Origin of the sequence: Streptomyces sp. NPDC050528, from assembly GCF_044457795.1 — a bacterium.
In the GTDB taxonomy this organism is placed as follows: domain Bacteria; phylum Actinomycetota; class Actinomycetes; order Streptomycetales; family Streptomycetaceae; genus Streptomyces.
The window spans coordinates 247,238-260,472 of record NZ_JBITHH010000012.1 but is presented as its reverse complement, the minus strand read 5'-3'; the positions used below and the strand labels follow the sequence as shown (position 1 = coordinate 260,472).

Annotated in this window: 12 protein-coding genes; 2 read left to right on the top strand and 10 right to left on the bottom strand. The window is 70.1% G+C overall.

Going from position 1 to position 13,235, the window contains the following annotated elements; translation table 11 throughout:
• Nucleotides 1-100 precede the first annotated feature (100 nt).
• The 4 genes from ACIBK4_RS36435 to ACIBK4_RS36420 form a co-directional block, all read right to left on the bottom strand.
• Nucleotides 101-1,369, bottom strand: a complete 1,269-nt coding sequence (locus ACIBK4_RS36435; protein ID WP_399001871.1) for an FAD-dependent oxidoreductase — start codon at nucleotides 1,367-1,369, stop codon at nucleotides 101-103.
• A gap of 54 nt (nucleotides 1,370-1,423) precedes the next feature.
• A complete protein-coding gene (locus ACIBK4_RS36430; RefSeq protein ID WP_399001869.1) occupies nucleotides 1,424-2,455 on the bottom strand; it encodes a hypothetical protein in 1,032 nt (343 codons plus the stop codon).
• Nucleotides 2,456-2,874: 419 nt separating this feature from the next.
• Nucleotides 2,875-4,596 carry an MFS transporter gene (locus ACIBK4_RS36425; RefSeq protein WP_399001867.1) on the bottom strand — a complete coding sequence of 574 codons (1,722 nt, stop codon included), beginning with the start codon at nucleotides 4,594-4,596 and terminating at the stop codon, nucleotides 2,875-2,877.
• Nucleotides 4,597-4,638: 42 nt separating this feature from the next.
• Nucleotides 4,639-5,094 carry a MarR family winged helix-turn-helix transcriptional regulator gene (locus ACIBK4_RS36420; RefSeq protein WP_399001865.1) on the bottom strand — a complete coding sequence of 152 codons (456 nt, stop codon included), beginning with the start codon at nucleotides 5,092-5,094 and terminating at the stop codon, nucleotides 4,639-4,641.
• Nucleotides 5,095-5,209: 115 nt separating this feature from the next.
• On the opposite strand from ACIBK4_RS36420, the gene ACIBK4_RS36415 reads away from it, so the two are divergent.
• A complete protein-coding gene (locus tag ACIBK4_RS36415; RefSeq protein ID WP_399001863.1) occupies nucleotides 5,210-5,776 on the top strand; it encodes an RNA polymerase sigma factor in 567 nt (188 codons plus the stop codon).
• Nucleotides 5,773-6,393 carry a hypothetical protein gene (locus tag ACIBK4_RS36410; protein WP_399001861.1) on the top strand — a complete coding sequence of 207 codons (621 nt, stop codon included), beginning with the start codon at nucleotides 5,773-5,775 and terminating at the stop codon, nucleotides 6,391-6,393. Before ACIBK4_RS36415 ends, ACIBK4_RS36410 begins: the two co-directional genes overlap by 4 nt.
• Before the next feature lie 10 nt (nucleotides 6,394-6,403).
• Here the strand turns inward: ACIBK4_RS36410 and ACIBK4_RS36405 are convergent, their stop codons facing one another.
• From ACIBK4_RS36405 to ACIBK4_RS36380, 6 genes are all read right to left on the bottom strand, one after another.
• Nucleotides 6,404-7,261: a PaaX family transcriptional regulator C-terminal domain-containing protein gene (locus ACIBK4_RS36405; protein ID WP_399001859.1), complete on the bottom strand. Its 858-nt coding sequence runs from the start codon at nucleotides 7,259-7,261 to the stop codon at nucleotides 6,404-6,406.
• Between the two features lie 12 nt (nucleotides 7,262-7,273).
• Entirely contained in the window at nucleotides 7,274-7,678 is a 405-nt protein-coding gene (locus ACIBK4_RS36400) for an acyl-CoA thioesterase (protein WP_399001857.1), read from the bottom strand.
• Nucleotides 7,679-7,707: 29 nt separating this feature from the next.
• On the bottom strand, nucleotides 7,708-10,077 hold the full coding sequence (locus tag ACIBK4_RS36395) for a bifunctional salicylyl-CoA 5-hydroxylase/oxidoreductase (RefSeq protein WP_399001855.1): 2,370 nt from the start codon (nucleotides 10,075-10,077) through the stop codon (nucleotides 7,708-7,710).
• On the bottom strand, nucleotides 10,074-11,738 hold the full coding sequence (locus ACIBK4_RS36390) for an AMP-binding protein (protein WP_399001853.1): 1,665 nt from the start codon (nucleotides 11,736-11,738) through the stop codon (nucleotides 10,074-10,076). The genes ACIBK4_RS36395 and ACIBK4_RS36390 overlap by 4 nt, the downstream gene beginning before the upstream one ends.
• 61 nt (nucleotides 11,739-11,799) lie before the next feature.
• The gene (locus tag ACIBK4_RS36385; RefSeq protein WP_399002196.1) at nucleotides 11,800-12,744 is read right to left on the bottom strand and encodes an acyl-CoA thioesterase; all 945 of its coding nucleotides are present in this window, start codon (nucleotides 12,742-12,744) and stop codon (nucleotides 11,800-11,802) included.
• 5 nt (nucleotides 12,745-12,749) lie between these two features.
• Nucleotides 12,750-13,235, bottom strand: coding sequence for a cupin domain-containing protein (locus ACIBK4_RS36380; protein ID WP_366431923.1), 486 nt, complete (start codon nucleotides 13,233-13,235; stop codon nucleotides 12,750-12,752).

The window sequence follows — 13,235 nt, the reverse complement described above, 5'->3', positions numbered from 1 at the left end:
GCCGCACGATTGCGGGCGCGCTTTTTCGCGGGGCTCCGGCGTGCGGACCGGATGGGGCACTCTTCAGAAGGGAGGGGGCTCGGCTCAGAAGGGCGGGGGCTCAGCGCGCGAACTGGTACGAGAACGCGCCGAGATCCGGGTCGTTGAGCGGTGTGCCCGACCAGAGCCAGTCGTAGGAGAGGTCGGACTCGCCGTCGAAGTTCTTCAACTTCTCGTCCCTGGCCCGCTGTTGGGGGCCGTCGGGCAGGTGGTAAAAGGTCTTGTTGCGCAGGGACGCGTCCTGGACCATGCCGGCGTGCTTGGCGCGCCGGTCGACGTAGCGGCGCAGCGCCCCCTCGACGCCGGCGGAGGTGACCGCGCCGAGTTCCTCGGCCAGTACGGCCGCGTCCTCCATGGCCTGCGAGGCGCCCTGTGCCTGGTAGGGGAGCATCGCGTGGCAGGCGTCGCCGAGGAGGGCGACCCGGCCGTCCGTCCACACCGGGTCGCGGCGCCGGTGGTGGAGGGCGAAGGCGGAGACGTCCTCCTTCGCCTTGGACAGCATGGCCGGTACGCGGTCGTCCCAGCCGGGGAAGGCGTCCACGAGGTCCTGCGCGGTCGCGGACACGCTCCACTTCTCGGCGACCTCGTCCGTACAGGGCACGCAGGCCACGATGTTGAGGTACTCGCCGCCGCGGATCATGTAGTGCACGAGGTGCCGGTCGGGGCCGTACCAGATGGTGCTCTGGAAGCGGTCCACGAGCCAGCGCGTCGCCGGGTCGGCGGCGATCAACTCCCCTGGGATCAAAGCCCGGTAGGCCATCTCGCCGGAGAACTGCAGGGTGTCGGGAGCGCCCATCAGATCGCGGGTCCGCGAGCGGATGCCGTCGGCGCCGACGAGGACGTCACCGGCGTAGCGGCGACCGTCGTCGGTGACGGCGACGGGACGGTCGGGGTCGGTGCGGTCCAGTTCGACGACCTTGCTCGCGGTGTGTACGTCCACGACGGGGCCGGGGCCGGTGGGGTCGACGCACGCGTCCAGCAGGATGCGGTGGAGATCGGCCCGGTGGTAGTGCCAGTACGGGGCGTTGAACTGGTCCTTGCAGCGCTGCCCCAGCGAGGTCAGCCCGACGATCCGGCCGTCCTTCCACCGCCGCCGCACCTGGTCGAGCGGTTCGGTGTGGATGGCCTCCATCTGCGGGCGCAGCCCGAGCCCCATCAGGACGCGGCTCGCGTTGGGCGCCGTCTGGATGCCCGCGCCGGCCTCGCCGAGCTCGGACGCCTGCTCCAGGACGGTGACCCGCAGACCGCGCTGCCGCAGTGCCAACGCGGTGGTGAGCCCGCCGAGACCTCCTCCGACGACGGTGACTTCGTACGACTGGCTGGGCGCCACACTTCCTCCAACTCGCGTGCGGTTACGGGTGGTTCGGGGAGAGGGGTGACGCGGTCAGCCGTCGGTGAGCTGTCCGGCGGTGACGACCTCGACGTCGTCGACCGTGACCGTGCAGCCGCGCATCGCGATGTCGAGGTGGGCGTAGGACTCCCGGCCGAGGACCGGGTGCGGGCCCGTCGACCAGAGGAAGTTGCCGGCGAAGGCGCGGGCGTCCATGCCCATCAGGTCGTCCTTGCCGTACATCGCCGTGGCGAACCAGTCGGCCGTGCGCATCAGGCCCCAGCCCATGTGGGAGAGGCTGCGCGCCCACTGGTCCCGGGCGTCCTCGAAGAACGTCGACAGCAGTTCGGCCTCGGCGCCGCCGGACACCTTCTCGATGTGACCGCCCGCGATCTGCAGGGTGACGGGGGAGCGGACGTACTCCTTGAAGGGCAGCAGGATGTCGCCCTCGGCGAGCACGATCTGGCCGTCGGAGATCTCCGGCCAGCACAGCACCATCGTGCTCGGCCAGTGGTCCCAGCGGCCCGGGTCGTCGGCGAAGCCGCACTGGAACTCCGGCTTGGAACCTGCGAGTTGGACGGTGAGGTCGGTTCCCGCGTCCGAGGTGACCCGCATGACGGACGACCGCTTCAGCAGGTCGACGCCCTCCAACACCTCTGCTTTGTCGCCCTCCTTGGGGAGGTTGCGGATCAGGACGTCGGGGGCGTCGCAGACGAAGATGATGCGGGTCCCGGCGCGCAGGATCTCCTGCTGGACCGGCGCGTGGATGAAGCCCTCGCGGGTCAGGTCGACGACCAGGTCGGCGGACTTCAACAGGTCCTGCGCGGTGCGGTCGTTGAGCACGGAGACCAGGCCGGGACCCGCACCGGTGTGGGTGCTCGGCATCGGCGCGGGGCTGCCACCCGGCACGGTCGCGGAGATGACGTGCGCCCCGCACGCCTTGGCGGCACCGAACGCGGCGGCGACGTAGTCACCGCGGCTGCCGGGCTCGGACAGCACCACGACGTGCTCGTCGCTGCGCAGCTTGCAGAGCTTCAGCTCGCGGGTGAAGGCGTCGAGCAGATCGACGGACGAAAGATCGAACACGGGCTTCTCCAGGTATCGCCGGGGGTACCGAGCGCGCTCTTCGGCGCGCTGCGGACATGCCGCAGACACGCTCCGGACACGGTGACGGAAAGGGGGAGCGAAGAGAGGGAGAGGGGGGAGACAGGGAGCGGAGGCAGGGCGGACAGACCCCGCGGTGCATGGGTTGAGCAGCGGATTCGGAGCGGTGGGGTACCGCCCGACAGAGATAATCCGAGCACGTACTATCTCTGCTTGGCAAGGGTTCGGGCGCCGAGTTAACACGGTTATTTCATGACGGCGCGTCAGGGAATTCGTGAACCTGCGACCTGACCTCGGGTTCCCGTACCGGTCGCTCCCGGGTGCTTGTTACGAGGGTCCGCACATGTTTGTGGCGGGCCCGTCGGTTGCCGGGCCCGCCACATGTCGGTGTGCGGTGGTGGTCAGGCCGCCCCGTCGCGCAGTGCCGACAGGGAGGCCGAGGTGAGGGGTCGCGGCGCGTTGTCGGGTTCGACGAGGACGACGGTGCAGGTGGCCGCGTGGGTGACGGCGGTGGTGAAACTGCCTTCCGCGAACTGGGTGAGGGGGCCGTGCGGCGAGTGGCCGACGGCGATGGCGCGGGCGCCCGTGTCGGAGGCGTGCCGGGCCAGTACACGGCCGGCCGCGGAGTGGTCGCCGACGGTGGTGAGGATCTGGCCGGTCGCCGGGACGCCCTGCGCGGCGAGGCGGTCGAGGTGGGCGGTCACGGCCGCTCGGGCCTGGTCGCGCGTCTCCGTGTCGGCGGCCAATTCCTCGACCACGGAGGTCAGTTGGACGTGCACGACCTCCAGCGGGCTGTGCGTGTCGCGGGCGAGCCGGGCCGCCGCGTCGACGATCGCGGGGGCCTGGTCGTGCGCGGAGACGGCGACGATGATCCGAGGTGCGCTTCCGCTCACGGGCTTGCCGACGGGGGTGAGGGTCGGGCCGACCGACTCGCCCTCGTCGGAGCGCTGTTCGGCCTCGCGGAGCAGGCTGTGGCCGCTGGCCAGGACCGGGATGGCCAGCAGGAACGTGGCCGCGCCGAGATAGAACGGGACACTCAGATCGGTGGCGTCGGCGAGCTTGCCCGCCACGTACGGGGCCAGACCACCACCGATGAAGCGCAGGAAGCCGTACGCGGACGAGGCGACCGGTCGTTCCACCGGCGAGACGAGCATGACGGCCTGGGTGGTGAGGGTGTTGTTGACGCCGATGAAGGCACCGCTGACGATGACCGCCACGATGACCACGGTCGGCGTGGCGACACCCGCCGCGATCACCCCCATCACGATGGAGAGGCCGACCAGATTCGCGTACAGGACCGGTGCGGTGCCGAAGCGGGCCTGGAGGCGCGGCGCGAAGAAGACGCTGAACGCGGCCACGAGCAGTCCCCAGGCGGTGAAGACGAGACCGAGCTGGTGGGCGTTGAGCTCCATGGGGTAGGGGGCGTAGCCCAGCATGGTGAAGAAGCCCCAGTTGTACAGCAGCGCCATGATGCCCATCGTCAGCAGACCGCGGTGGCGCAGCGCCTTCAGCGGCGCGAGGGGCGAGGTGACCCGCTCCGGCTTGGGCAGGTCCGGCACGAATACGACGGTGGCGACGAGCGCGATGGCCATCAGGACGGCGACGCCGAAGAACGGTCCGCGCCAGCTGATGCCGCCCAACTCGCCGCCGAGCAGCGGCCCTACGGCGATACCGAGGCCCAGCGCGGTCTCGTACAGGATGATCGCGCCACCGAACCCGCCGCTGGCCGACGCCACGATGACGGCCAGGGACGTGGCGATGAACAGGGCGTTGCCCAGCCCCCAGCCCGCGCGGAAGCCGACGATGCCGTTGATGGAACCGGAGGTGCCGGCCAGGGCGGCGAAGACGACGATGACCGCCAGGCCTATGACGAGGGTGCGCTTGGCGCCGAAGCGGCTGGAGAACCAGCCCACGAACAGCATCGCCACCGCCGTCACGATCAGGTAGCTGCTGAACAGCAGGGAGACCTGACTCGGCGTGGCGTGCAGGTTCTTGGCCAGGGCGGGCAGGATCGGGTCGACGAGCCCGATCCCCATGAAGGAGATGACGCAGGCGAACGCGACGGCCCAGACGGCCTTGGGCTGCCGGAACGGGCCGGCGACATTTCCACGTGGTGCGCTCATGTGTGCTGGTCCTCCAAGGAGTTGAAGGGGGATGCGGAGACGTCAGGAGCGGTCCTGGCGGTCCTGGATCGCGCGGGCCAGGGCGGGGAGGGCGATCCGCACCGCCCGCTGCTCCGGCTCGCTCAGTTCCTCGATGAGCAGGTGCAGGGCGTGGGCGCGTTCGGCGCGCCGCTGTCGGGAGACCTCCAGGCCCGTGTCGGTCACCTCCACCAGCACGCCCCGGCCGTCACTGCGGTCCGCGGTGCGCCGCACCAGGTCCGCGCGCTCCAGCCGGGTGACGAGTTGCGTCATGTTCGGTTGGGTGGCGCCCTCGGCCCGGGCCAGATCGGTCAGCCGGCACGGGCCCTCACGGCCCAGGCGTCCGAGGACGGCGGAGGCGGCCATGCTCAGACCGCCGGTGACGGCGCTCTGCCGGACGTAGCGGACCATCCTCTCGACGGCGACGATCAGGTCCTCGGGCGATGTCTCGGATGAGGCCTCGGAGATCGCTGGATCCATAACCCGCTTATGCATAACGACATTATGCACTTACGTGTAACTTGAAACAAGATGCGCGTGGTGCTGCGTCATGAAAGGAACCGGCGGCTGCCGGACAGTACGGGGTGTGGAATCCATGACGGAACAGGAGGCGCGCCGGATGCGGCGGGCGCGCTTCGAAGGACTGGCGCACCTGGTGGTGGAACCGCTGCACCGGTATCTGCTGCGACGGACGAGCGCCGACATGGGCGAGGACGTCCTGTCGGAGACGATGCTCGTCCTGTGGCGCCGGCTCGACGACGTCCCCGGGCTGGGCACGGACGAGCCCGATCCCGGTGACGTGCTGCCGTGGTGTTACGGCGTGGCACGCGGGTGTCTGGCGAACGCCCGCCGGGCCGACGGGCGCAGACTCCGGCTCGTGGAGCGGCTGATCCGCAGTCAGGAGGAGACTCCGGCGGGGGCCGCCGATCACAGCGAGCTGCATGCCGCGCTCGATGCCCTCGGGGCGCTGGACCGCGAGGTGGTGCGGCTGTGGGCGTGGGAGGGGCTGGCGCCGCGCCAGATCGCGGAGGCGACCGGGCTGACGTCCAACGCGGTGAGCATCCGGCTCCATCGGGCGAAGAAGAAAATCGCCGCACAGTTGGGGCGAAAGGATGCCGAACCGACCGGACACAAGAGGGATGAAGGAAGGAGCAGTCAGTGAATGACGACGAGTTGCTGGCCCGGCTGAAGTCCGCGGACCCGGCACTGACCGGAGTTGCTCCGCCGCCCGACATCGACCGCCTTGTGGAGGACACCTTGAACACCGACACCGCGCTGCAGTCCGCGACCACGGCCGCCGGCATCGCGACCGCGGGATGGGCACGCCGTCATCTCTTCGGACTCGCGGCGGCCGGACTACTGGTACTGGGCGGCGGCGTCGCCGGAGGAATCATGGCCAACAGCGGTGACGGCAACGGGCATTCGGCCGCGACCAAGACCGGGGCCCCGGCCGGCGCACTGCGGCTCACCGCCGAGGGCGGCTCCGGCAAGTGCATGGTGCCCGGAGTCGACACCCTGGGCAAATACCCGACCCTCTTCGAAGGAACGGCCACGTCCGTCAACGGCTCGACGGCCACGTTCCACGTGGACCGGTGGTTCAAGGGCGGCGACGCGGAGACGGTCGTCCTCACCAGCGACACCGAGGTCTCGGAGACGCTGACGTATACGGAGGGCGGGCACTACATCATCGGCGCCAAGGACGGCTTCGTCCCGATGTGCGCCGCGATCGAGGCCACGCCGGAGGACGTCGCCAAGTTCCGTCAGGCGTTCGGGAGTTGACCTCGCCGGATCACGACGGGTCGTCGTCCAGCAGCCTCCGGGCGAAGGCGTGCGCCGGGTCCGCCAGGGTGTGCCGGAGCGTGGCGAAGAGGTCGGCCGCCGTGGTGCCGGACCAGGTGGCGGGGAGGAGGGAGCTGGGCAGGCCCGGGTCGAGATAGGGCAACCGGCGCCAGGCGGTGAGGACATGGACGTAGTCGATGAACGCGTCCTGGTCCGACAGTGAGGTCCGGCCCGGTCCGGCCCAACGCCCGGCCATCGACGTGAACTCGGCGACGAAATCGTCGTAGAGCTTCTGGAGCGCGTCCAAGTCCCACCAGCGGCCCACCTGTTCGGCCGGGTCACCGAAGGCCACGTAGTCGCCGCGGAAGAGGTCGACGTACTGGTCCAGGCCGTGCCGGAGCAGGTGGTCGCGGGTGTCGTCGAGGGCGTGGGCCGGGGCGATCCAGATCCCGGACGAGACCGTCCCGAAGCCCAACCAGGCCAGCCGGGAACGGAGTTGGTGCCGGTGCTGGCGCTCGCTCTCCGGCACTGAGAAGACGGCGATGACCCAGCCGTCGTCGGTGACGGCGTGCCGTTCGAAGATGCGCCGGTCACCGGTCTCCAGGACGGAACGGGCGTACGGCGAGAGCGCGTAGCCCGCGCGGCCGTCCCGGCGCTCGGACACCAGGATCTCGCGGCGCTTGAGCCGGGAGATCGACGAGCGGACCGCCTGGGCGTCCACGTCGAGTTCGGCGAGCAGCCGGATCAGGGTGCTCACACTGATCCAGCCGCCGACCTCGCGCGCGTAGAGCCCGTACACCGTCACGATCAGGGATCGCGGCGGGGCGGGCTGGCCCGGGCTGTCGTCTTCGAAGTCGCTTGCCGTCACGATCGTAGTATTTCAGTGCGCCCGTACGGAGGCGGATTCCGCCCGGCCGCCCAGCGCGGCACGCCAGGCGGCCGGCCAGGGCGCGCTGCCGCCGGTCGCCTTGTCGGGGACGTGGACGGTGACGTAACTGCCGTGCGCGGCGCGGCAGTTCGGCTTGCCGTCCTCGGCGGTGCGCCACACCTCGAAGCCGAAGGTCATCGAGGACCGGCCGAGGCGGATCAGCTCGACCCGGGTCTCGACCTCCTCGCCGAACCGGATCGACGCCTCGAACTCCACCTCGTAGCGCACCCTCGGCGCCACCGGGAAGTAGCCCGGGATGTCGTACGCGCGCATCAGCTCGGCCTCCGCCGCCTCGGCGAACCGGACGACGGTGGTGTTGTGGTAGATCCCCGCCGCGTCGGTGTCGATCCACTCCACGCGCGCACGGTGCACGCCGAACGGCCCGCTCATTCCGCCGCCCTGCCCGGGGTCCAGCGCAGGTGAACCGTGTCCCGTGGAGTCTCGCGCAGCAGCGCGAGCCGCGGCCGGACCGCATCCGTCCGCGAGGTCGGCGGCTTGCGGCGGCCGGCCGCGAACTGCACCGGCCAGTCGGCACCCGCACCGCGGTACTCCTGCTCGGCGGCCGCCTGCAGCGTCCACTGCGGGTTGTAGAGATGGGTGCGGCCGAGCGCACACAGATCGGCCCGCCCGGCGAGCAGGATCGAGTTGACGTCGTCGTACGACGAGATCGCTCCTACGGCGATCACGGCCGCGCCCGCCGGAGCGGCGACCTCGTGCCGGATGCGGTCGGCGAACGGGGTCTGGTACGAGCGGCCGTACGCCGGCTTCTCGTCCCGGGTGACCTGGCCGGACGACACGTCGACGGCAGCCGCGCCATGTGCGACGAACGCCCGCGCGATCTCCACCGCGTCGTGCTCGGTGTTCCCGTCGGGCACCCAGTCGGTGGCCGAGATCCGGACCGTCACCGGGCGGTCGGCGGGGAACGCGGACCGTACGGCGTCGAAGACCTCCAGCGGGAAACGCAGCCGGTTGGTGAGGTCGCCGCCGTACTCGTCGGTGCGGTGGTTGGCGATGGGGGAGAGGAAGGAAGAGAGCAAGTAGCCGTGGGCGGCGTGGACTTCGAGGAGGTCGAAGCCTGCTTCGGCGCCCCGGCGGGCCGCGGCCACGAAGTCGGCGACGACCGTGTCCATGTCGGCCCGGGTCATCTCGCGCGGCTGGTGGCAGCCCGTGCCGTAGGGCAGCGGAGACGGGCCCACGACCTCCCAGTTGCCCTCGGTCAGCGGCTCGTCAATGCCCTCCCACATGCGGCGAGTTGAGCCCTTGCGGCCCGAATGGCCCAGCTGGAGACCGATCTTGGCGGTGCTGCGGCCGTGCACGAAGTCGGTCACCCGGGTCCAGGCGTCGCGCTGCGTGTCGTTCCACAGACCCGTGCAGCCCGGGGTGATGCGGGCCTCGGGGGAGACGCAGACCATCTCGGTCATGACCAGGCCCGCGCCGCCGAGCGCCTTGGAACCGAGGTGGACGACGTGGAAGTCGTCCGGCACGCCGTCGACGGCGGAGTACATGTCCATCGGCGAGACGATGATCCGGTTCTTCAGCTCCAGGCCGCCGATGGCGAACGGCTGGAACATCGCGGGGACCGACTTGGTGAGGCCCTGGGCTTCCGCGAAGCCGCGCTCGATGAGGTCGGCGAAGCCGGGGTCGCGGTCCTTGAGGTTGTCGAAGGTGATCCGGCGGGAGCGCGTGAGCAGGTTGAAGCAGAACTGCGCGGGGTCCTGGTCGGCGTACCGGCCGATGTTCTCGAACCACTCAAGGGAGGCCTGCGCGGCGCGCTGCGTGGACTCCACCACCGGGCGGCGCTCGGTCTCGTACGCCGTCAACGCCTCGTCCACGGTGGGGTGTTCGTGCAGACACGCGGCGAGCGCGAGGGCGTCCTCCATCGCCAGCTTGGTGCCGGAACCGATGGAGAAGTGCGCGGTGTGGGCCGCGTCGCCCAGCAGGACCACGTTGTGGTGGTGCCAGCGCTCGTTGCGGACGGTGGTGAAGTTCAGCCAACGGGAGTTGTTGGTAAGGAGGTTGTGCCCGGCGAGTTCGGCGGCGAAGATCTCGCGGATCCGGTCCACCGACCGCTCGTCGCTCACCCCGGGCGGAAACTGCGTGCCCTCGGTCGCGTCGAGGCCCGCCTTGCGCCACACGTCCTCGGCCATCTCGACGATGAACGTCGAACCGGCGTCGGAGTAGGGGTAGCCGTGGATCTGCATCGTTCCGAACTCGGTCTGCTTGACGAGGAATTGAAACGCCTCGAAGACCCGGTCGGTGCCCAGCCACATGTACTTGTTGGTGCGCTGGTCCAGGGAGGGGACGAAGGCGTCGGCGTACTTGGTGCGCACCGCCGAGTTGATGCCGTCCGCCGCGACCACGAGGTCGTAGGAGCCGCGGAGTTCGTCGACCTCCGGGGCGAGGGTGCGGTAGTTGACCGTGACGCCGAGTTCGGCGGCCCGTTCCTGGAGGATGTGCAGCAGGTCCTTGCGGGCCATCGCCGCGAAGCCCTGGCCGCCGACGGTGAAGGGGTGGCCGTCGAACTCGATGTCGATGTCGGTCCAGCGCGCGAACCGGCTCTCCATCGCGTCGTGCACGACGGTGTCCGCGTTCTCGATGCCGCCGAGGGTCTCGTCGGAGAAGACCACGCCGAAGCCGAAGGTGTCGTCGGGGGCGTTGCGCTCCCACACGGTGATCTCGTGCGTGGGGTCGAGCTGCTTCATCAGCGCGGCGAGGTACAGCCCACCAGGCCCGCCGCCAACGATCGCGATCCTCATGCCTGGGTCTCCTTCTCGTTCTCTACGAGCCGACGCAGCAGGAAGTGCTGAAGCTTTCCGCTGGTGTTGCGGGGCAGCGCATCGCAGAAGCGCACCGCCCGGGGGTACTTGTACGGCGCCAGCTGCGCCTTGACGTGGTCCTGGATGTCCTTGACCTTGGCCGCGTCGCCGACGATGCCCTCGGCCAGGACGACGAACGCGCAGACGACAGAGCCGCGTTCGGGATCGGGCTTGGCGACCACCGCCGACTCGACGACGTCCGGGTGGGTGTTGATGGCCGACTCCACCTCGGGACCGCCGATGTTGTAGCCGGAGGACACGATCATGTTGTCCGTGCGGGTGCGGTAGTAGAAGTAACCGTCCTCGTCGCGCACGAAGGTGTCGCCGGTGACGTTCCAGCCGTTCACCACGTAGTTCGCCTGGCGCGGGTCGTCGAGGTAACGGCAACCGACCGGGCCGATCACGGCCAGCCGCCCTTCGACACCGGGGGCGACCTCCTCGCCGTCCAGGTCGAGGACCGTGGCGCGGTACCCGGGGACCGGCCGTCCCGTCGAGCCGGGCCGGATGTCGTCACCGGCGGCGGAGATGAAGATGTGGATCATCTCGGTGGCGCCGATGCCGTCGATGACCTTGATGCCGGTCTCGGTGCGGAGTTGCTCCCACACTTCTTCCGGTATGTGCTCCCCGGCGCTGACCGCACCGCGCAGACCGTGCAGCCGGTCGGCCTTGCCGGCCTTGAGGATCTGCCGGTATGCCGTGGGCGCGGTCGCCAGTACGGTGACCCCGGCCTCGGCGACCAACTCGGCCAGCGGCTCCGGCGCTACGGCCTCCGTCAGTAGTGCGCAGGCACCGGCCCGCAGGGCGCAGACGACCAGGATGCCGAGCCCGAAGGTGAAGGCGAGCGGGGCGGTGCACGAGACCAGGTCGTCCGGCTGCAGGCGGAGCGTGTGCCGGCCGAAGGTGTTGTCGATCGACAGGATGTCGCGGTGGAAGTGGGTGGTGATCTTCGGTACGCCGGTGCTGCCCGAGGTGGGTCCGAAGAGGGCCACGTCGTCGGCGGCGGTGTCGACCGCCGTGAACTCCCCTGATTTCGAAGCCACTTGACGCGTCAGGTCGTCGGATGCGTCGCCGCCGTAGGCCACGATCGTGAGGTCCGGCAGGACGGTGTCCCGGACGGTCTCGACGTCCGCCGTGAAGCGGTGGTCGACCAGGGCGACGGTCGGGCGGGTCTTCTCGACGACGGGCGTGAGTTCGCGGGCGCGCAGGGCCGCCATCGTGGTGACGACGATGCCGCCGGCCTTGAGGGTGCCCAGCCAACATGCCACGACCCAGGGGTTGTTGGGGGAGCGGAGTAGCACGCGGTTGCCGGGGACCAGGCCCAGGTCTTCGGTGAGGACGTGGGCGATCTGGTTGGCGCGGTGCAGGAGTTCGCCGTAGGTCCACACCTCGCCCTCCGGTGTGCGCAGGGCCGGGCGGTCGGGGCCGAAGGTGGCGGTGGGGATGTCGATCAACTCGGCGCCGGCGTTGAGGCGTTCGGGGTAGCGGAGTTCGTCGGTGGTGAACTCCAGGACCGGCCACTGGGCACGCGGTGGGAGGTGGTCGCGGGCGAACGTGTCCGGATAGGCGGAGGGCGAGAGGCCCATCTGGTCCAACTGGTCCATCGGGAGGGTCCTTTCCGCAGGCCGGGGGCGGGCCGTGCAGGGATCAGGAGCTGCGTGGGAATCAAGAGCTGCGGATCAGGCCTTCCTGGACGACGGTGGCCAGGTGGGTACCGGAGGGAGTGAAGAACCGGCCGGTGGCGAGGCCGCGACCGGCGTCGGCGGCGACGGCTTCCTGGGCGTAGAGGAGCCAGCCGTCCATGGGGGCGGGCCGGTGGAACCACATCGCGTGGTCGAGGCTCGCGGTGATGAGTCCCGGGAGGGCCCACGGCAGGTCCAGTACGCGGAGGACGGGTTCGAGGATCGTGTAGTCGCAGACATAGGCGAGCGCGGCGAGGTCGCGCTGCTCGTCGGTGAGGCCGGCGACTGGGCGCAGGGTGTCGAACGGCCTTACCCACACGGCCTGTTGGGGTACGCGCTCACCCTCGACCGTGAGGTAGACGGGTCCGGGCACGTGCCGCATGTCGAAGCTGCGGCCGCCGCTCCAGTACTCCTCGGAGGTGTCGGTCATCGTGCCCCGGGGCGCGGCCGTGTCGCGCAAGTACGAGGCGGAGCTGGGCAGTTCGGTCGGGCCCGGTACGCCGACAGGGGGTTCGGCGGCGTAGGTGGCGCCCGGCTCGCCCGCGGCGAAGTTGGCTAGGCAGGTGTAGACGGGCTTGCCGTTCTGGAAGCCGCGTACCTGCCGGGTGGCGTAGCCCCGGCCGTCGCGCAACAGCTCGACCTCGTAACGGACTTCGGCGCCGATGTCGACCGGCCGCAGGAAGTAGGAGTGCATCGAGTGCAGCGTCTTGCCCTCGACCGAGCGCATCGCGGCGGCGGTGGCCTGCGCGACCATGTCACCGCCGTACGCCTTCGGCCAGGGGCAGGGCTGGGTGGTCGCGGTGAAGGCGAGGTCGAAGTGCTCGGGCTCGACGGGGGTGAGGGCGATCGCCGCGGTGAAGGCCGCCGAGGTCGGGACGGAGCGGAGGTCGGCGCCGGTGGCGTAGGAGTCTGAGCTGGTGCTCTGGATGTCGTTCACGGCCGGTCCAGCCAGTCGCGCAGGTCGGCGTCGGCGACCTCGGCCAGGTTGACCACGATGTTCTCCGGAGTACGGGTCGTCATCCAGGTCAGCGGGTTGTTGCGGTCGAGGTTGCACTCGACGTGCGGCATGAACGGCGGGACGAAGACCCAGTCACCCTCCGCGAGGTCGAGGTAGTCCTCGAAGCGTTCACCGAAATAGATGCGGGCCCGGCCGGAGAGCACGTAGCCGCCGGTCTCGGCCTCGCCGTGGTGGTGCGGCACCGAGCGATAGCCCGACTCGTTGCTCACCTTCCCGAACCACAGCTTGGTGGCCGGCGTGTGCTGCACGGACACGCCCGAGATCCGGGTCGCGCCTGCGGACTGACCCGTGGCGCCGACCTCCAGGCCACCGCGCGTCACGACCGGGACGACCAGTCCGGACTCGTTGGCGTACGACGAGTTGTCGCCCTCTAGGACGTACTTGGAGAAATCGGGTTCCAT